Here is a 17,440-nt window from a genome sequence, read left to right as displayed (position 1 = left end):
CGAGCACTGGCGGATGCGCCCATCCGGCGATATCATCGCCTTGTGACGATGAATCCTGACTCCTCCCCGCGTGAGGCGACGCAGCTCGACGAGCGGGCCACCGAGATCTACGCCCACCTGTTCCAGGCGCTCGCCGATCCGACCCGCCTCGCGGTGCTGCAGCACCTGTCGTACGGCGAGCACCGCGTCCGCGACCTCGTCGAACACGTCGGCCTCGCTCAGTCCACCGTCAGCAAGCACGTCGCCTTCCTGCTCGAATGCGGGCTCGTGACCCTCCGTCCCGAGGGGCGCTCATCCTGGTACGCACTGGCCGAGCCGGACGCGACGGCGGGGCTCGTCGACGCGGCCGAGGCTCTGTTGCGCGCGACCGGCACTCGGGCCACGCTGTGCGCCCACCTCCGCCGCCCGCGGCCGGTGACCGACGTCGCGGTGGCCGGCTGATGGGTGCCGGGCACAGCCACGCGCCGGCGGATGCGACCCCGCCGGGGCAGCCGGCCGACTTCCGGCTGAAGCTCTGGATCGCGTTCGGCATCACCGCCGCGATCGTGGTGACCCAGGCAGTGGGTTCGATCGTGACGGGAAGCCTCGCGCTGCTCACCGACACGGCGCACGCCCTCACCGATGCCTCGGGTCTGCTCGTCGCCCTCGTCGCCGCGAACCTCATGATGCGTCCCGCGAACGCGCGCCGCACGTGGGGTTTCCGCCGGATCGAGGTGATCGCTGCGTTCGCGCAGGCAGCTCTGCTGCTGATCGTCGGCGTGTACGCCGCGATCGAGGGCATCCGGCGCCTGTTCGAGCCGCCGGAGGTGCCCGCGATCGAGCTGCTCGTCTTCGGCGTCGTCGGCCTCGTCGCCAACATCGTGGCGATCGCCGTCCTCTCGTCGAGTCGCGGCGCGAACTTCAACATGCGCGCGGCGTTCCTCGAAGTGCTCAACGACGCCCTCGGCTCGGTCGGCGTCATCGTCGCCGCGATCGTCATCGCGACGACCGGATTCGCCCAGGCGGATGCCGTCGCCGGCCTGTTCATCGCCGCCCTCATCGTGCCCCGCGCGGTGAAGCTGATGCGCGAGACGGCCTCGGTGCTGATGGAGTTCACGCCCCGCGGGCTCGACCTCGACGATGTGCGCGCGCACATCCTGCGTCTTGACCATGTGACCGACGTGCACGATCTGCACGCGTCGACGGTCGCGTCGGGTCTGCCCACGATCACGGCGCATGTCGTCGTCGAGGACCGATGCTTCACCGACGGTCACGCGGCCGAGGTGCTGCAGGAGGTGCGATCGTGCGTCGCGGAGCATTTCGAGGTGTCGGTGCTGCACTCCACCTTTCAGATCGAGAACGCGCACATCCGCGACGAGGAGCCCGACTCGGTCCGGCACGCGTGACGCGGGGCGCGTCGACCTCAGTCGCGCGCGTCGAGCACCGTGCGCGCCAAACGGGTCGAGCCGGCCACGGCGGCCGGCATCGTGACGACCGCCCCGAGCGGGATGAGGAAGCACAGCTGCGTCGCGATCCCGAAGCCCAGGAACCGGGCGCGGTGGGATCGGCGCAGGCGGCGACGGTCGGCCGCCAGGATGCCGCGCGCCGACAGGGCGCGCGAGGTCAGCTCGTCGGCGAGGAGCCAGCCCGTGAGCGACACCGCGGTGACCGATCCCAGCACGCCTCCCACGACCGGGATGAGGCCGACGAGGGCGGCCAGCGCGGCGGCGAGCAGACCGCGGGCGATCAGCCCGATCGCATCGCCGACCGATCGCCAGAACCCTCCCTGGCTGTCGGGAACGGCACCGCCCAGGTCGGCTTCGGCAGCACGCCAGATGCGGTCGTAGAACGGCTCGCCCACCATGAGCGTGAGCGCGGTGAACGACACCGCGACGAGCACGATCGCCCCGCCGAGCAGGGCCGTTCCCGCGGCGATGCGCACGATCGTCGCCCATAGCTCGGGCCACGCGTCGGCGAAGGGCGTGAGGGTGTCGACGATCTGAGGCAGGAAGGCGCCGAGGGCGATGAGCCCGCCGACCAGGACGAGCCCGACGATCGCGGCGGGGATGAGTCCGAGCGCCATGACCCCCGGCCGGCGCGACCAGAAGCCGAAGCCGCGCGCGAGATCTGCGGCGCCGCGGAGGAACGAGCGTGCGGGGGCATCGGACATGTCTCACATCCTGCCTGCATCGGACGCCGGCCAGCGGCAGGTGCACAACCACAGATCGCGCGCCGACGCCAGGGGTTGTCCGAATTCGGGACGACACGCTGGAGTGATGCGATGACCAACGACACCAGCGCGCCGATCGTCGACGATCGGCCTGGGCTGAAACGGGCCATCGGTACCCCCCTCCTGTTCGCCTTCATCGTCGGCGACACGCTCGGCGCCGGCATCTACACCCTCGTCGGGACCATGGCGAACGACGTCGGGGGCGTGATCTGGCTGCCGCTGCTGATCGCGCTCGTCGTCGCGCTGCTCACGGCCGGCACATACGCGGAACTGATCACCAAGTACCCGCACGCGGGCGGTGCCGCCCGCTACGTGGACAAGGCGTTCGGCATCCCGTTCCTGTCGTTCCTCGTGGGGTTCCTGATGATGGCGTCGGGAATCACGACGGCGGCGGCGCTCGCCAACGCCTTCGCGGGGGACTACTTCGCCGCGCTGTTCGACATCCCGCCGATCCCGGTGGCGATCGCCTTCATCGCCGTGCTCACCATCATCAACCTGCGGGGTGTGCGCGAGTCGCTCGCGACGAACTTCGTGGCGTCGATCATCGAGGTCTCGGGTCTGGTCATCGTCATCTTCGTCGCGGCGATGGTGTTCGCCGGCGGCGGTGGCGAGCCGGCGCGCATCTTCGAGTTCGCCCCGGATGTGCCGCCGCTGCAGGGAGCGTTCGCGGCATCCATCGTCGCGTTCTTCTCGTTCCTCGGCTTCGAAGCGGCAGCCAACATGGCCGAAGAGGTGAAGAACCCCTCGAAGTCGTACCCCCGTGCGCTCTTCGGCGCCATCATCACCGCGGCTGTGGTCTACCTGCTCATCGCGATCGGCGCCGTCATCGTCGTGCCGCCGGCCGAGCTGGCCGAGTCGACCGGCCCGCTGCTGGATGTCGTGACCGCCAGCGGCGTCGCCATCCCGCCGTGGCTGTTCAGTCTCATCGCCCTCGTCGCGATCGCCAACGGCGCCCTGCTCTTCATGGTCATGGCCAGCCGCGTGGGTTACGGCCTCGCCGAGTCGGGTCTGCTGCCGCACGCCTTCGGCCGCGTGCTGTCGAAGCGCCGCACGCCGTGGGTCTCGATCCTCGTCGTCGCCGGTGCCACGATGCTCCTCACCGTGCTCGGCGACATCGGAACGCTCGCCGAGACGACGGTGCTGCTGCTCCTGCTCGTCTTCCTCTCGGCCAACGTCAGCGTCCTGGTGCTGAAGAAGGACAAGGTCGAGCACAAGCACTTCTCGGTGCCCCGGGTCGTGCCCGTGCTCGCGATCATCGCCAGCATCGTGCTGCTCACCCAGCAGACCGGCCCGGTGTGGCTGGGCACCGCCGGCTACATCGCGGTCGGCACGATCCTGTTCTTCATCGCGCGGGCGGGGCGTCGCCGCTCGGACCGCAAGACGGCCGAACGGGACGTGGCGGCTCGGACCGAGTGACCTCGGTCAGAGGGTGAGCAGCACCTTCGTGGCGCGACGCTCGTCCATGGCCCGGTAGCCATCGGCGGCATCGTCGAGGGGCAGGGTCAGGTCGAACACGGCGCCCGGGTCGATCGCCCCCGACATGATGAGGTCGATGAGCTCGGGCAGGTACTGGCGCACCGGGGCCGGCCCGCCGTGGAGGTGAACACCCGATCCGAAGAGCTCGGCTCCGGGCAGCTCGACGTCGTGCGAGACGCCGACGTATCCGACGTGACCGCCGGCGCGGGTGGAGCGGATCGCCTGCATCATCGACTCCTGCGTGCCGACCGCTTCGATGACGGAATGCGCGCCCAGGCCGTCGGTCAGCTCCTTGATCCGAGCAACGCCGTCGGCGCCGCGCTCCTCGACGATGTCGGTCGCGCCGAAGCGGCGCGCGAGCGCCTGGCGGTCGGCGTGGCGAGACATCGCGATGATGCGCTCGGCCCCGAGCTGCTTGGCCGACAGGATGCCGAGGAGGCCGACCGCTCCGTCGCCGACGACGGCGACGGTCTTCCCGGGGCCGGCCTGAGCGGCGACGGCGGCGAACCAGCCGGTGCCGAGCACGTCGGATGCCGCCAGCAGGCCGCGGATCTGGTCGTCGGTGGGCTGGCCGGGGACGACGACGAGGGTGCCGTCGGCCAAGGGGACGCGCAGGCGCTCGGCCTGCGAGCCGAGACGGCCCATCGGCACACGGTCGACGCAGTGCGACTGGTAGCCGTCGCGGCAGATCTCGCACGTGTTGTCGGACGCGATGAAGGAGCCGACGACGAAGTCGCCGACGGTGAGCCCCCTGACCTCGTCGCCGATCTCCTCGACCACGCCGACGTATTCGTGCCCCATCGGGATGGGGCGCTTGATGGGGTCTTCGCCGCGATAGGGCCACAGGTCGGAGCCGCAGATGCAGGCCGCGGCCACGCGGATGACGGCATCCGTGGGCTTCTCGATGACCGGGTCGGGGCGTTCCTCGACGCGGACGTCTCCGGGGGCGTGCATGATGACTCCGCGCATGGTGGGTGTCCCTTCGTAGCGGTGGATTCCATTCCACCTCATGCGACGGCGGTCGGGGCGCTTCTGGCGGGCCGTGCGGCATGCTGGCATGATGCGGGCGCTCGCGGCGGTGGAACGGCACCAGGCGGGGACGTTCCTGGTGGCGCTCGTCGTCGGTGCGACGGTGGGCTTCGCGATCCCGGGATTCGGCGAGGCGACCGAGCCGGCGGTGACCCCCGTGCTGGGTGTGCTGCTGTTCCTCACTTTCCTCTCGATCCCGCTCGCCGGACTGCGGGAAGCCGTGCGCGACGCACGGTTCGTCGCGTCGGTGATGATCGCGAACTTCGTCGCCGTGCCGGTGGTGGTGTGGCTGCTCTCGCGGTTCGTCGCCGGTGACGAGGCGCTCCTGCTGGGCGTGCTCCTGGTGCTGCTGACGCCGTGCGTGGACTACGTCATCGTCTTCGCGGGCCTCGCCGGGGGATCGCGGGAGCGGCTGCTGGCGGCGACGCCGCTGCTCATGATCGTGCAGCTGCTCCTCCTGCCCGCGTATGTGTGGCTGATGGCCGGCGATCAGGCTGTCGCGGCCATCGATCCGCGCCCGTTCGTCGAAGCGTTCGTTGTGCTGATCGTCGTTCCACTTACGCTGGCCGCCGTCGCTCAGGCCGCGGCTCGGCGCTCGCGGCGCGTCCGGACGGTGTCGCAGCGGCTCCTGGGTGCCATGGTGCCGGTGATGATGCTGACACTGTTCGTCGCGGTCGCCTCGCAGACGGCAGCGGTCGGGGACGCGATGTGGAAACTGGCGCCTGTCGTGCCGATCTTCATGGCCTTCGTGCCGTGCGCGGCGGCGGTGGGAGTCGTCGTGGGCCGTGTCGCGCGACTCGACGTCCCGCGACGGCGTTCGGTGGTCTTCAGCGCGGTGACGCGCAATTCGCTCGTCGTTCTCCCGCTCGCGCTCGCGTTGCCGATGACGTTCGCGCTGACTCCGCTCGTGGTGATCACGCAGACACTCGTCGAACTCGTCGCGATGGTCGTGCTGGTCGCGGTGGTGCCCCGGGTCATGCCGGGGGAGGTGCCCGGGGGCCGTGACCGGGGTGTGAACGCCTCAGGGCCGGCGGGGTGAGGTCCCGCCCGGGGCAGAACCCGCCGTCGGGGCCGTTGCCGTGTCGACGCGCGCGGTGAGCGAGACGACGTACCCGGATGCCGCATCGCCGGTGACGGCGGCCAGCTGCAGGGCGCCGGCGTCGTCGCCGAACACGTTGTCGGAGGTCAGCGAGACCTGCGCCAGGTTGCGGGTCGATCCGCTGTAGGCGGGGAGTTGGTAGACGGCGTTGCAGACGTCCTCGGGGAGGGCGACCTGGGACGTCGCGACGGCATTGGCGGCATCGGTCATCGACGCCGGGTCCGGGTAGACCTCGAAGTGGATGTGCGGCCACCGGCCGGCGTAGCAGGCGGGGATGACCGAGGTGAAGGTGACGACTCCGGACGCGTCGGCGACCTGCACGCCTCGGAGGTAGGTCTCGTTCTCGATCCCGTTCGAGTACATCGAGTATCCGCCGGCGGCGTCGCAGTGCCAGACGTATACGGCGGCGCCCGCGAACGGCACGTCTCCCCGGGCGGTGTCGAGGATGGTGAGCCGCAGCGTCATGGGCACGCCGTCGGCGGTCGCACCGCCCTCGAGGGAGGACCGGATGTCGCTGCGGACGATGCCGGACCGCTCGAGGACGTCGGGCCCGTTCGAGCCGTCACCGGGATAGGGGCCCGCGGTCTCGTCGGGGATCTCGCCCGCGGGCAGGCTGGACTCTGCATCCGTCGCCGCGGATGGTGTGGCGGGTGTCGCGGCCGGTGTCGCGGTGGGGGACGCGGCGGGCGAGGCCGCCGCCGTGGGAGTGCAGGCCGCGAGAGCCGCGGCGCCCAAGCCGAGGCCGGCGAGGCTCAGCACGGACCGCCGGCTCATCAACGTGCGGATGTCGAACGGGGCGCCCTGATCGACGACCTCGTCGTCGGCGCGGTCGAGCAGGCGGCCCTCGTAGGCCGGCCCTGCGGGCGTACGGTCTGGTTCGGGGATGCGGTTCACGTCAGACTCCTCGGTCGGTTCGACCACCGAGCATCGCCGGTCGGCCCATCCTTCTCGTCGGATCGACCTATGTGCCGGATATGAGACCCGCCCGAGACGCCGCGCGGTCAGAAGGGTGGTCTGTCCGGTGGCGGATCGGGGGTGTCGATCGTGAAGCACACGGCGGGTATGGGGACGTCTTCGCGGTAGACCCGGCCGAGGGGTGAGGTCCATTCCAGGACCCCGCCGCCGACCTGCCTGACCTCCCACTTGGTGAACTGCTTCATCGAGTGGTGCCTTTGGCAGAGGTGGGCGAGGTTGAAGATGTGGGTGTGCCCGCCCAGGGCGTGATCGATGGTGTGATCCAGTTCGCACCGGATCGCGGCCCGCCGGCATCCCGGGAACCGGCAGTGCTGATCCCGGGCGGTGAGGAGTTTCTTCATCGAGGCGGTCGGCCGGTACGTGTCGATCTCGACCGGCGTGCGAGTGACGGGGTCGATGAACAACCGGTCCCACTCGCTGACCTGCCCCGCGAGCTGTCGGACCGTGTCGGCGTCGATCAGCGCACCCCCGACGGCTTCGGCGGGGTGCTCGTCGCGCCCCATCAGGGTTTCGGCGGTGACGGCGACTTGCACCCGTGCGCGGATGGCGCCGAGCCCACCGGCCCGGTCGGTTCCGTACGTGGGGTCGACGACGGGTGCTCCGCCGAGGACGAGGTCTCCGAGGATGTCTGCGCGCAGTTGGTCCATCGTCCGCGTATCGGCGGGCTCAGCCGCCCCGGCAACATCCTCGCCAGCCGCCCCGGCACCACCAGCGCCCGCCGCCCGGGCATCCTTCACCGACTGCCCCATCTGCGTGAGCCGGTCGAGCATCCCCGCGGCGATGACGGTCGGAAGGTTGGCGACGAGGTTCGACATCCCGTCCGTGCCGTGGAACACCCGCACGCACCGCTCCGCCGCCGCAGTCTTGTGCCGCTCGGTGAACACCTGCGGGTGCAACTTCGCCGCCAGAGCCTCCAGCGCACCGCGCACCCGGGAGGGCACGTCCCGCTCGCACACCCCGATCGCGGCCTCTGCGAACGAATCCCGCACCTCGTCCGGCACCCCGGCGCCGACCCGCACGACCACATCGACGTGGCCGCGCTCGATCCGCCGCTGAACCCACGCCTCGAACACCGCGGGATAGTCGTCAATGACCGTCATCGCATGGTCGATCTCACCCTGCAGGCGACGATCCGTCAGCCGCGCCATCCCCGCGGCTTCGGCCGCGACCGACCGCAACTCCATGTCCGACGCCATCGCCCGCACGCCGTCACGCCGCGCCTCACGCAACGCCGACCGGCCCAGCTCCGCCGACGCCCGAACCCGCGCGACATCCCCGGCGTGGACCAGGTCGAGCGCCTCAGCGAACACGGAGAACGCCTCGGCGTGCGGCGACGCATCCGCGGCACCGTCACCCCCGAGCCCGCTACCGCCGTTCGATGTCATGTTCCCATAATGTCAGCACCCTACGACATTCATGGCAAACATATGTTCGATGGTGGATAAGTCGCTGAGCACGCGAACTGTGCAGGAAACGTCCGACCCGCCGACGGCAGAAACCACGAAAAGGCGGCATAGCGAGCTGACTCATCGCGCTGTCAAGAGGATGCGGCCGGGGCGCCGCCGCGGGCACCATCGCACCATGAGTGACGACGACCAAACGCGGCACGACTTCCGCGACGCCGTGAACATGAGCCCCGCCGAGCTCGAGAAATGGCTCGACACCGACGAGTCGAAGGAGGTCGGTCAGAAGGACGACGGCGGTGAATCGACGGGCCACCAGTCGGGCCGGCGCATCGTCGACCTCCTGCGCACCAAAAAGGACGACCTCACCGAATCGGACCTGAAGCACATGCGCAAAGTCGTCGGCTACGTCAACCGGCACCTCGCACAGCGCCCCTCGGGCGACATCACCGAGACCGCCTGGCGCTACTCGCTCATGAACTGGGGCCACGACCCCGCGAAGAGATGACCGCCTCCGCTGAGCGGGAGAATGGAACCGTGAGCATCCCCGCGTCCTCCGGTCTGACCGAGCTGCCCCAACCGCGATTCGTCCTCGTCGGCGAGGACGGCCACCGCATCGCCACCTACTCGTGGGGAGAGGACGACCTTCCGACGGTGGTCGTCGTGCACGGCTTCGCGTCGAACACGAAGGACAACTGGGTCTCGACCGGTTGGGTGCGCGACCTGCAGCGCGCCGGCTTCCGCGTCCTCGGCCTCGATCAGCGAGGACACGGTGCGAGCGACAAGCCGCATCGTGCCGCCGACTATGACCTGCACCAGCTCGCATCCGACGTCGAAGCGGTGCTCGACACGTATCTCGTCGACACGGCGATGTACGTCGGATACTCCCTGGGAGCGCGCGTGGGCTGGGAGGTGCTGCAGGACTTCTCCGCGCGCATCACGCGCGGCGTGCTGGGCGGCGTGCCCGACGGCATCCCGCTCGCGCGCCTCGACATCGACCAGGTGCGCGCGCTCGTCGAGAACGGCACCGAAGTGACCGACCCGGTCACGCAGAACTACGTGCGGCTCACCGAGCGCGTCCCCGGCAACGATCTGCGGGCGCTGCTCGCGATCGCCGGCGGCATGCGCGCCTCGGGCACCGTCGATCCCGACCCCGCGAACGCGCCGGAGCAGCCCGTGCTGTTCGCGACGGGGTCTCGTGACGCGATCATCGAGGGATCGAAGGCTCTCGCCGCCGCGGCGCCGCAGGGACGCTTCGTCGAGATTCCCGATCGTCACCACTTCAACGCACCGGGGTCGCGGGTGTTCCGCCAGACCGCGATCGAGTTCCTCACGGAGGGATGACGCCGAGTCCGCCCGGGCGTCGCGCGCGGCGTCAGGACGACGCGCGCCGATAGGCGTCGCCGAGCCATCGGTCGTAGGCGAGCCACGGATCGGATGCCGCCGCCCGCAGCGTCTCGACGTGCTCGGTCAGCGGGCTCACGAGGGTGAACCACTCGCCGCCCTCGCGGAGTGCGGCGAACTCGCGGTGCCGTTGCTGTTCCAGCGACCGCCCGCCGCGCTCGAACGCGAGGAGCTCGTCGTGCCGGATCGCGGCGAGCCGCTGCCGTGGTCGCTCGCTCGTGCCGATCTTCACGCGGGCGCCGAATCGCAGGTAGTAGACGACGGCCACGACCGGGCGCGGCAGGTCGGCGTCGAAGGCGTCACCCAGACGCCATCCGCAGCGCCGGCACACCCAGTGCTCCGTGTCGGGGCTGATGCCGCCGGAGCGCCCGCCGCAGACGCGACAGGGGAACGGCATCTCGGAAGCGTCGAGACTCGCAGTGGGCACCGGCCCAGCTTGGCGCGCGCCTCCGACATCGGACTTGCACCTCCTCTCGGGGGAGCCCGCAAGCTGGTTCCATGACGATGAACATCGGAGAATTCGCAGCGCTGACCGGCATCAGCGTCAAGGCCCTGCGCCACTACGACGGACAAGGGGTGCTGCCGCCGGCCGAGGTGGACGCGGTGACCGGCCACCGCAGATACGCCCCGGGCCAGGTGCGCGCGGGGGTCTCGGTGAAGACCCTTCGGTCCGCGGGCGTTCCTCTGCCCGCTGCCGCGGCCGCGGTCGCGACCTCGTCCGAGCGCGCAGCCCTCGAGGCGCACCGCGCCCAGGTGATCGCCGAGAGGCATGCCGAGGACGCGCGGCACGCCACCGCGCTTCGCGCGTTCGCGGCGTTGCGTCACCCGATGGTCGCGCAGGAGCGCGTTGCGGCGATGCAGCACTTCATCGGATGGCGCGTGGACGCCGGCGCACCGGACGGCGAGGGCGGCGCGGATCCGGGCGAGGGTGTGACCGAGATGCTGTCGCGGATGGCGGCGGTCGGCGTCGTGCCGGCGGGACCGCACTGGACCTCGACGCGACCTCGCGGACATGACGACAGCGAGTCGGTGCTGTGCTGGCCGGTCGACGAGCTTCCCCCGGGCGGGCTCGTCGGGCAGTGCGCGGTCTCGGGAACTCTGCCCCAGCGCACCGAGGCCTTCGTGCGGTGGCCGTTCGATCCCGCGGATGCCGGAGTCGACACCGCGGTGGCGCCGATCGTGGCACTCGCCGAAGCGCTCGATGGCGCCGCGCCGACGGCATCCCCGATAGAGATACGTCACCATGTGGTGCGCGATCAGCGCGACGATCCCGTGATGGAGCTGGCCATCACGGTCGCCGCGCGATAGCCGGGCAGCCCCGCGTCAGCGTGAGAAGACGTACAGCAGCTCGACCCCGCCGTCGGCGGCGGCGATGGTCACGCGGGCCTCGATGGTGATCCCGTCGACGGAGGCCGGAGGGAGGGCGGCCGTGTGAGGCTGGCTGTCATCCGCGCGGGCAGCGTCGCTGAGCTCGGTCTCGAGCGCGGCGATCTGCTCCTCGGACCATCCCCACCCGGCGCCGCGCGTGCGGAGATCGGTCGTGATGGTGCGCCAATCGCCGCTCGCCGGCGGAAGCACCGTGGCCCCGACGATTCGGTCGTCCGACGTCGTCAGCTGGAACCACGACACGCCCCCGAAGCGGGTGGCCTCACCGCCGCCGGTGATCTCGAGCGCGACCGGCGCGATCGGCTCGATCGTGCGCACCCCGTCGGCGTCGAGACCGAGGTCGGCGGCCGAGGTCTGCGAGGTCAGGTCGAGTCGTGCCTCCCCCTGCCGGGTGAAGAAATCGATGCCGGCTCGGTCGAAGCGCGACTGCCCGTCGGCCAGCTGCTGGTCTGCCGAGGGGACCGGGTCGTCGTCCGTCCACCAGGAGTTCGCCATCGCGAAGGCGCCGATTCCGGCGGCGGCGCAGATCACGAGGACGACCGCCAGGGTGACCACCGTCAGAACGACGTTCTTGCGCTCGCGCGTTCGCTGCGGCGTCGGACGCTCGGGTGCAGATGTGGTGGCCATACCTCTTGCCTACCAGGGACCACGCCGCCGCCGCCAGGGGTCGTTCTCGCGAAGCGCCCCTGGCGGCGGCTTCCGTGTCAGACCGTGACGACGATCTTGCCGCGGGTGTGTCCCTCCTCCAGACGGGCATAGGCCGCCGCGGCGTCGTCGAGCGGGAAGGTCTCGGCGACCTCGACCCGCAGCGAGCCGTCGGCGGCGAGACGCGCGAGCTCGGCGAGCTGGGCGGCATCCGGGCGCACCCAGATGTAGTTGCCGCCGAACTCGGATGCCGCCCGCGGGTCGGCGATCGAGGTGACGACACCGCCCTCGCGCAGCAGGTCGTTCGTGGAGTCGAGCGAGCTGCCGCCGGCGAAATCGAGCACGACGTCGACGCCTTCGGGAGCGATCTCGCGCACCCGGTCGGCCAGGCCGTCGCCGTAGACGACGGGCTCGGCGCCGAGCTCGCGGAGGTAGTCGTGGTTGCGCTCCGACGCGGTGCCGATGACCCGTGCTCCGCGCAGGCGGGCGAGCTGAACGCCGAACGAGCCCACCCCGCCGGCGGCACCGTGGATGAGGACGGTCGCCCCCTCGCCGACGGCCGACCGCTCGATCGCCTGCAGCGCGGTCAGGCCGGTGAGCGGGATCGCGGCGGCCGCGGTGAAGTCGAGACCGTCCGGCTTGCGCGTGGCCGTGCGCACGGGCACCGCCATGTACTCGGCGACCGACCCGCCGCTCACGACGTCGGCGCGGGCGTAGGCGAGGATCGGGTCGCCGACCTGGAACTCGGGGGTGTCCAGTCCCACCTTCTCCACGACTCCGGCGACATCCCACCCGGGGACGGCGGGCAGCTGGACGTCGAGCAGGCCCTGCAGGTACCCCTCGCGCACCTTGTAGTCGACGGGGTTCAGACCCGCGGCCACCACGCGCACCACGAGGGTGTCCGGTCCGATGTGGGGCATCTCCCGCTCGGTGATCTCGAAGCGGTCGTTGCCGCCGAACTCGTTGTACGTCAATGCCTTCATGTGCGGGGGCAACGCCGACGCCGTCCGGAGGATTCCCGGACGGGATGCCGCCCGGCGGGCGGCGTCTCGGGGCGGAAGCGTAGAATCGGGGGGATCCCGTTCTGAATCGCGAGAGTCCGCCGTGTCTGCAGCATCCGCCGCCCGCACCTTCGAGGTGCGGCATGTCCAGCTCGCGCGCGCCCTTTTCGCGGCCGTCGCCGCCGTGATGATCACCTTCTCGCCCGATCACTCCGCCTCCGTCGGGATGTCGGTGTTCAGCGGTTTCGCGACAGCGACCGCGATCATCTTCTTCGTCGGAGCCTGGCTGACGGCTCCCGCGGGCCGCCGTGGGCTGCCGATCGCCCTCGGAGCCCTCACCCTCATCGCCGCGATCCTCGCCGGCATCCCGCCGCTGCGGACGCCGATCGGCTTCTTCGCCGTCGTCATCTCGTGGGCCGCCGTCACGGGCGTCATCGAGCTGGTCGGCGGCATCCGCGGGCGACGTTCCGGTGCCCCGGCCGCCCGCGATGAGGTGCTCATCGGCGCGATCACCCTGCTGCTCGTGGCCGGGCTGCTCCTGGTCAACCCGGCGTACCGTCTCGACTACGTCATCGAGGAAGCCGGCGCCTTCACGCTCACCGGCATCACCATCGGCGTGGGGCTGTTCGGCGGCTATGCCGCCGTCGTCGCGGTCTTCCTCGGGATCGCCGGCTTCTCGCCGCGGCGCGAGGAGCTCGCGCCCGCGGCATCCGTTCCGTCATCCCCCTCGTCCGATCCGGAGGTCGCATCGTGAGCGGCGAACACCCCACCCGCCGCGAGATCATGCGCCCGGTCCAGTTGCTGGGCCTCGCGTTCGTCGCGGCGATCTTCTCGGGTGTCATCACCCTGGTGTCGATGGGGGCGTTCCAGTCGATCCCGCGCGAGTCCGTCGAGCGCGCCGTCGTCGTGGCCCTCATCGTCGCCGGCATCGCCTTCATCGCGACCCTCGTCATCATCGCGCTGCTGATGCTCGCCGTCGACCCCGCGCAGGTGAGCAAGCGTGTCGACCGCCCGGTTCTGTACCCCGACGAGTCCGAGACCGGCGACGACCCGGCGTCCGGCTCGTCGCCGTCGTCGCCTCGGAGCTGAGCGGATCACCGAGCGCGTACCGTTCACACCAAAACGCACCGCCCCCCGAGCGTTCTCGGCGGGGCGGTGCGTTTTCGGCGTCAGCCGAGGCGTGAGACCAGGTCGTCGGCGAGGCCCGCGTAGGTCGCGGGGGTCAGGGCGAGCAGACGCTTCTTGGCGGGCTCGCCGATGTCGAGGCCGCGCACGAACTCGGCGAGCTCCGGGGCGCCGACACGGCGACCGCGCGTGAGGTCCTTCAGCAGCGCGTACGGGTCGGTGATCTGCGAGCGGCCGGCGGCGATCTCGGCGCGGACGACGGTCTGGATCGCCTCGGCCAGCACCTCCCAGTTGGCATCGAGATCGGCCAGTAGCACGTCGCGCGAGAGCGAGATCTCGGTGAGCCCGCGCTGCAGGTTGTCGAGCGCGAGCAGCGAGTGGCCGAACGCGACGCCGATGTTGCGCTGCGTCGTCGAGTCGGTCAGGTCGCGCTGCATCCGGCTCGTGACGAGGGTCTGGGCGAGGGTCGAGAACAGACCGCCGGAGATCTCGAGGTTCGCCTCGGCGTTCTCGAACCGGATCGGATTGATCTTGTGCGGCATCGTCGACGACCCGGTCGCGCCGGCGACGGGGATCTGGGCGAAGAACCCGAGCGAGATGTAGGTCCAGACGTCCGTCGCGAGGTTGTGCAGGATGCCGCCGGCGTGCCGCACCCGGTCGTAGAGCTCGACCTGCCAGTCGTGCGACTCGATCTGGGTGGTCAGGACGTTGAAGTCGATGCCCAGGCCCTCGATGAACGAGCGCGAGAGCTCGGGCCAGTCGACGTCGGGCTCCGCCGCAAGGTGCGCGGACCAGGTGCCGGTCGCGCCCGAGAACTTCGCGAGGTACTCGCCGCCCTCGATCTGCTTCGCGACACGGGCGAGGCGCCACGCGAAGACGGCGATCTCCTTGCCCATCGTCGACGGGGTGGCGGGCTGGCCGTGGGTGCGCGAGAGCATCGGGGCATCGCGGTGCTCGCGGGCGAGGTCGCCGAGCGCGCCGATGACGGCGTGCAGCTTCGGCAGCCAGACGTTCTCGACGGCGCGCTTGACGGTGAGGGCGTAGGAGGCCGAGTTGATGTCCTCGCTCGTGCACGCGAAGTGCGTCAGCTCGGCGATCGCGTCGAGGCCGAGGGCCGACAGCCGGTCGCGGACGAGGTACTCGACGGCCTTCACGTCATGGCGGGTGACGGCCTCCTTCGCGGCGAGCCAGTCGATCTCGGCCTGACCGAAGTCGCGGTAGAGCCCGCGCAGCCGCGTCTTGTTCTCATCTGAGAGCGGCGAGCTGCCGAACAGGCTCCGATCGGTCAGGGCGATGATCCACTCGACCTCCACCTCGACGCGCGCGCGGTTCAGACCGGCTTCGGAGAGGTAGTCGGCGAGGGATCCGACGGCGGCGGCGTATCGGCCGTCGAGGGGGCTCAGGGGCTGCGGGGGCAGAGAGGTCACGAGGCTCCATTCAGTGTGAACGGGCGCTCAGGACGTGGTGCGGATCGCGGGTTCGAGCTGCCGGAAGAGCGCCCGGCTCGCGCTCTCGATCATAGCGAGCACCTCGTCGAACATCCCGGCGTCGCCGTAGTACGGGTCGGGCACGTCGAGGTCGCCGCCGGCGTGCGCGTCGAACGACATGAGGAGGCCGAGCTTGTCGGTGTCGGCCGTCGTGCGCGCCCAGTTCGACAGCACGCGCTCGTGCGAACGGTCCAGCGCGACGATCAGGTCGGAACGGTCGAAATCCGTCAGCGTGAAGCGGCGGGCCCGGTGCCCCCGCCCGTCGTAGCCGCGGCGTTCGAGCGCCTCGAGCGTGCGTCCGTCGGCGGGCTCGCCGACGTGCCAGTCTCCCGTTCCCGAGCTCGCCGAAACGACACGGTCGCCGAGCCCGGACTGGTCGACGAACCAGCGGAAGACCACGTCGGCCATGGGGGAGCGGCAGATGTTCCCGGTGCAGACGAACATGACGCGGAAGGGCTCGGCGCGTCGGGTCACCGTCCCATTGTGGAGGATGCGGCCTTTCCTGCACAGATGTATCGCCGGCGTTCGTCGTCCCCAACGGGCACGGCTGCGGTCCGTGCGGCTCCCCGCACCGGCATCGTGACGGGCATGACTTCGCCTCAGCTGCTCGTTCCGGACGCCACGCGGCTCGATGCCGCCTCGGTGCGGACGCTCGAGATGATCGCGGCGCTGCGCCCGCGCCTGACCGCCCTGCGCGAAGAGGTGGACGCGGTCCGCCGCCGCGCCGCCGAGCTCGAGCGCGACACGGCCTGGCGGGCCCGGGCCGCGCGCGACTACCGCGAGCGCCTCGCCGCGTGGCGCGAGCGATCGGATGACGCGGCGATGCGCATCGACCGCCTCGACGACGAACTGCGCCGGGTGCAGGCCCGGCTCGTGGCGGGAGGCCGGTGAGCGACGACTCCCTCGACATCCGCGACGGCGGGGTCATGGCGGTCGACACGGGACAGCTCCGCCTCGCGGCATCCGGGCTCGTCGGCCTGTCAGCGGCCTGCGACGTGCTCCGGTCGACGTTCGAGACGGCGACACGCGAGCTCGCCGCGCACGAGGCGACCGCGTGGCCCGCGGCCGCCTTCGCCGCTGACCTCACCCAGCTCCTCGACGAGCTCACCGCCGACGCCTCGGCTCTCGCCGGAAGGCTGCGGGATGCCGCAGACGTGTACGACATCGTCGAGCTCGAAGCCGCGCGACGGGCTGCCGAGGGTGGCGACCGTCGCGTGACGGACCTGCTCGACCGCCGGATCTTCGCGGCCCGCGACCGTTCACCGACGGCCGCCGCGCGCGCCGACCTGCTGCTGACGACTTGGCCGCTGCTGCGGCACGGCGAGCTCCAGCGCCAGATCGGCGGAGCCGCCGTTCCACTGGGCCTGCTCGGGGGAGCCGCGGTCGCGGCGGGCGGTCTCGCGCTGACCGCTCTCGGCGCCCTGGGGCTGGGGCGTGCGACCCCTGATCGCGGTGGGTCCGCGCCGCCGCCGGTCGTCGAGGTCACGCGGTCAGCGGTTCGCGAGGCGGGCGCGGCGGCGCCGGGCACACTCGCCGCGCTCGCGGAACGCATCCCGCGCGAGGGTGATCAGGTTCGCGTCGAGCGCTACACCCTCGCGGGAGGCGAGCGCCGTTTCGCCGTCTACGTCGCGGGAACCCGAGCGCCGCTCGGATTCGGCGGCCGTGAGCCCTTCGACATGTCGTCGAACGTGCAGCTCTACGCGGGCCGCAGCTCGGCGTCGTACGAATCCGTGGTCAGCGCTCTCCGCGCCGCCGGGGCGCGGCCGGGGGACGCCGTGCTCGCCGTCGGCTACTCGCAGGGCGGCGCGATCACGTCACGCCTCGCGGTCGACGGGCCGTTCCGCGTCGTGGGCAACGTGACCTTCGGATCTCCCGTGCAGGCGGATCCCGGCGACGCCACGCTCCAGGTCACGGTGCGCCACACCGACGATCTCGTCCCGGCGCTGCAGTCCGGCGGCCATCCCGATCGTGCCGGCGCGGCGGGCAGTATCGTCGTCGAACGGGTCGCCGACCCGCCGCCGGGCATCGCGGACGTCGCGCTCGGCGCCCACTCGATCGACGCCTACGGCGACACCGCCGCGCTCGCCGACGCCTCGCGCGATCCCCGCGTCGGCGACGTCCATGAGCGCATCGCGGCCTTCGGTGGCGACGAGCCGGCCGAGGTCACGACCTACCGCGTGCGAAGGTCCGATTGATGTCCC

Annotated in this window: 20 protein-coding genes; 11 read left to right on the top strand and 9 right to left on the bottom strand. The window is 71.1% G+C overall.

Annotated elements, in window-relative coordinates:
• Nucleotides 1-48: 48 nt before the first annotated feature.
• Together CI089_RS06355 and CI089_RS06350 are read left to right on the top strand one after the other, a co-directional pair.
• Nucleotides 49-441 (top strand): ArsR/SmtB family transcription factor, encoded by a 393-nt coding sequence (locus tag CI089_RS06355; protein WP_094260731.1) that lies wholly within the window; start codon nt 49-51, stop codon nt 439-441.
• The gene (locus CI089_RS06350) at nt 441-1,385 is read left to right on the top strand and encodes a cation diffusion facilitator family transporter (protein WP_094260730.1); all 945 of its coding nucleotides are present in this window, start codon (nt 441-443) and stop codon (nt 1,383-1,385) included. The genes CI089_RS06355 and CI089_RS06350 overlap by 1 nt, the downstream gene beginning before the upstream one ends.
• Nucleotides 1,386-1,402: 17 nt before the next feature.
• On the opposite strand, the gene CI089_RS06345 is transcribed toward CI089_RS06350, so the two are convergent.
• Nucleotides 1,403-2,149: an EI24 domain-containing protein gene (locus CI089_RS06345; protein WP_094260729.1), complete on the bottom strand. Its 747-nt coding sequence runs from the start codon at nt 2,147-2,149 to the stop codon at nt 1,403-1,405.
• 111 nt (nt 2,150-2,260) lie between these two features.
• On the opposite strand from CI089_RS06345, the gene CI089_RS06340 reads away from it, so the two are divergent.
• A complete protein-coding gene (locus CI089_RS06340) occupies nt 2,261-3,625 on the top strand; it encodes an APC family permease (RefSeq protein ID WP_094260728.1) in 1,365 nt (454 codons plus the stop codon).
• A gap of 6 nt (nt 3,626-3,631) precedes the next feature.
• Here the strand turns inward: CI089_RS06340 and CI089_RS06335 are convergent, their stop codons facing one another.
• Nucleotides 3,632-4,654 (bottom strand): zinc-dependent alcohol dehydrogenase family protein, encoded by a 1,023-nt coding sequence (locus CI089_RS06335; RefSeq protein ID WP_094260727.1) that lies wholly within the window; start codon nt 4,652-4,654, stop codon nt 3,632-3,634.
• Nucleotides 4,655-4,742: 88 nt separating this feature from the next.
• On the opposite strand from CI089_RS06335, the gene CI089_RS06330 reads away from it, so the two are divergent.
• Entirely contained in the window at nt 4,743-5,753 is a 1,011-nt protein-coding gene (locus CI089_RS06330; RefSeq protein ID WP_094260726.1) for a bile acid:sodium symporter, read from the top strand.
• Here the strand turns inward: CI089_RS06330 and CI089_RS06325 are convergent.
• Both CI089_RS06325 and CI089_RS06320 read right to left on the bottom strand, forming a co-directional pair.
• Nucleotides 5,736-6,707, bottom strand: coding sequence for an intradiol ring-cleavage dioxygenase (locus CI089_RS06325; RefSeq protein WP_094261267.1), 972 nt, complete (start codon nt 6,705-6,707; stop codon nt 5,736-5,738). The two genes, CI089_RS06330 and CI089_RS06325, sit on opposite strands and share 18 nt — an antisense overlap.
• A 107-nt stretch (nt 6,708-6,814) precedes the next feature.
• The gene (locus tag CI089_RS06320; protein ID WP_094260725.1) at nt 6,815-8,173 is read right to left on the bottom strand and encodes an HNH endonuclease signature motif containing protein; all 1,359 of its coding nucleotides are present in this window, start codon (nt 8,171-8,173) and stop codon (nt 6,815-6,817) included.
• Between the two features lie 196 nt (nt 8,174-8,369).
• Here CI089_RS06320 and CI089_RS06315 point away from each other — a divergent pair, with 196 nt between their 5' ends.
• Together CI089_RS06315 and CI089_RS06310 are read left to right on the top strand one after the other, a co-directional pair.
• Nucleotides 8,370-8,699, top strand: coding sequence for a DUF3140 domain-containing protein (locus tag CI089_RS06315; protein WP_094260724.1), 330 nt, complete (start codon nt 8,370-8,372; stop codon nt 8,697-8,699).
• A gap of 29 nt (nt 8,700-8,728) precedes the next feature.
• Nucleotides 8,729-9,535, top strand: coding sequence for an alpha/beta fold hydrolase (locus CI089_RS06310; RefSeq protein WP_256977561.1), 807 nt, complete (start codon nt 8,729-8,731; stop codon nt 9,533-9,535).
• 31 nt (nt 9,536-9,566) lie between these two features.
• On the opposite strand, the gene CI089_RS06305 is transcribed toward CI089_RS06310, so the two are convergent.
• Complete coding sequence (locus CI089_RS06305; protein WP_256977560.1) at nt 9,567-10,022, bottom strand: GIY-YIG nuclease family protein; 456 nt, start codon at nt 10,020-10,022, stop codon at nt 9,567-9,569.
• Nucleotides 10,023-10,093: 71 nt separating this feature from the next.
• Between CI089_RS06305 and CI089_RS06300 the strand changes: the two genes are divergently transcribed.
• Nucleotides 10,094-10,903 carry a MerR family DNA-binding transcriptional regulator gene (locus CI089_RS06300; RefSeq protein WP_094260722.1) on the top strand — a complete coding sequence of 270 codons (810 nt, stop codon included), beginning with the start codon at nt 10,094-10,096 and terminating at the stop codon, nt 10,901-10,903.
• Between the two features lie 15 nt (nt 10,904-10,918).
• On the opposite strand, the gene CI089_RS06295 is transcribed toward CI089_RS06300, so the two are convergent.
• A complete protein-coding gene (locus CI089_RS06295; protein ID WP_094260721.1) occupies nt 10,919-11,608 on the bottom strand; it encodes a hypothetical protein in 690 nt (229 codons plus the stop codon).
• A gap of 77 nt (nt 11,609-11,685) precedes the next feature.
• Nucleotides 11,686-12,609, bottom strand: a complete 924-nt coding sequence (locus CI089_RS06290; RefSeq protein ID WP_094260720.1) for an NADP-dependent oxidoreductase — start codon at nt 12,607-12,609, stop codon at nt 11,686-11,688.
• Between the two features lie 121 nt (nt 12,610-12,730).
• On the opposite strand from CI089_RS06290, the gene CI089_RS06285 reads away from it, so the two are divergent.
• Nucleotides 12,731-13,381 (top strand): acyl-CoA synthetase, encoded by a 651-nt coding sequence (locus CI089_RS06285; RefSeq protein WP_094260719.1) that lies wholly within the window; start codon nt 12,731-12,733, stop codon nt 13,379-13,381.
• Nucleotides 13,378-13,716: an amino acid transporter gene (locus CI089_RS06280; protein ID WP_094260718.1), complete on the top strand. Its 339-nt coding sequence runs from the start codon at nt 13,378-13,380 to the stop codon at nt 13,714-13,716. The genes CI089_RS06285 and CI089_RS06280 overlap by 4 nt, the downstream gene beginning before the upstream one ends.
• Before the next feature lie 80 nt (nt 13,717-13,796).
• On the opposite strand, the gene purB is transcribed toward CI089_RS06280, so the two are convergent.
• Nucleotides 13,797-15,179 (bottom strand): adenylosuccinate lyase, encoded by a 1,383-nt coding sequence (purB, locus tag CI089_RS06275; protein WP_094260717.1) that lies wholly within the window; start codon nt 15,177-15,179, stop codon nt 13,797-13,799.
• 27 nt (nt 15,180-15,206) lie between these two features.
• Entirely contained in the window at nt 15,207-15,683 is a 477-nt protein-coding gene (locus CI089_RS06270) for a low molecular weight protein-tyrosine-phosphatase (protein ID WP_094261265.1), read from the bottom strand.
• A 144-nt stretch (nt 15,684-15,827) separates the two neighbouring features.
• On the opposite strand from CI089_RS06270, the gene CI089_RS06265 reads away from it, so the two are divergent.
• Entirely contained in the window at nt 15,828-16,130 is a 303-nt protein-coding gene (locus CI089_RS06265; RefSeq protein WP_143738928.1) for a hypothetical protein, read from the top strand.
• Complete coding sequence (locus CI089_RS06260; RefSeq protein WP_094260715.1) at nt 16,127-17,434, top strand: hypothetical protein; 1,308 nt, start codon at nt 16,127-16,129, stop codon at nt 17,432-17,434. Before CI089_RS06265 ends, CI089_RS06260 begins: the two co-directional genes overlap by 4 nt.
• Nucleotides 17,435-17,440: the final 6 nt, after the last annotated feature.

The organism is Microbacterium sp. Yaish 1 (genome assembly GCF_002245215.1).
Lineage (GTDB): Bacteria > Actinomycetota > Actinomycetes > Actinomycetales > Microbacteriaceae > Microbacterium.
This window is presented reverse-complemented; position numbering and strand designations above follow the sequence as displayed.

What these genes read in the sequence shown, in the direction of transcription:
- CI089_RS06355 (WP_094260731.1), top strand. Translation starts at nt 49, where the DNA reads ATGAATCCTGACTCCTCCCCGCGTGAGGCGACGCAGCTCGACGAGCGG.
- CI089_RS06350 (WP_094260730.1), top strand. Translation starts at nt 441, where the DNA reads ATGGGTGCCGGGCACAGCCACGCGCCGGCGGATGCGACCCCGCCGGGG.
- CI089_RS06345 (WP_094260729.1), bottom strand. Translation starts at nt 2,149, where the DNA reads ATGTCCGATGCCCCCGCACGCTCGTTCCTCCGCGGCGCCGCAGATCTC.
- CI089_RS06340 (WP_094260728.1), top strand. Translation starts at nt 2,261, where the DNA reads ATGACCAACGACACCAGCGCGCCGATCGTCGACGATCGGCCTGGGCTG.
- CI089_RS06335 (WP_094260727.1), bottom strand. Translation starts at nt 4,654, where the DNA reads ATGCGCGGAGTCATCATGCACGCCCCCGGAGACGTCCGCGTCGAGGAA.
- CI089_RS06330 (WP_094260726.1), top strand. Translation starts at nt 4,743, where the DNA reads ATGATGCGGGCGCTCGCGGCGGTGGAACGGCACCAGGCGGGGACGTTC.
- CI089_RS06320 (WP_094260725.1), bottom strand. Translation starts at nt 8,173, where the DNA reads ATGACATCGAACGGCGGTAGCGGGCTCGGGGGTGACGGTGCCGCGGAT.
- CI089_RS06315 (WP_094260724.1), top strand. Translation starts at nt 8,370, where the DNA reads ATGAGTGACGACGACCAAACGCGGCACGACTTCCGCGACGCCGTGAAC.
- CI089_RS06300 (WP_094260722.1), top strand. Translation starts at nt 10,094, where the DNA reads ATGACGATGAACATCGGAGAATTCGCAGCGCTGACCGGCATCAGCGTC.
- CI089_RS06295 (WP_094260721.1), bottom strand. Translation starts at nt 11,608, where the DNA reads ATGGCCACCACATCTGCACCCGAGCGTCCGACGCCGCAGCGAACGCGC.
- CI089_RS06290 (WP_094260720.1), bottom strand. Translation starts at nt 12,609, where the DNA reads ATGAAGGCATTGACGTACAACGAGTTCGGCGGCAACGACCGCTTCGAG.
- CI089_RS06270 (WP_094261265.1), bottom strand. Translation starts at nt 15,683, where the DNA reads ATGTTCGTCTGCACCGGGAACATCTGCCGCTCCCCCATGGCCGACGTG.
- CI089_RS06265 (WP_143738928.1), top strand. Translation starts at nt 15,828, where the DNA reads ATGACTTCGCCTCAGCTGCTCGTTCCGGACGCCACGCGGCTCGATGCC.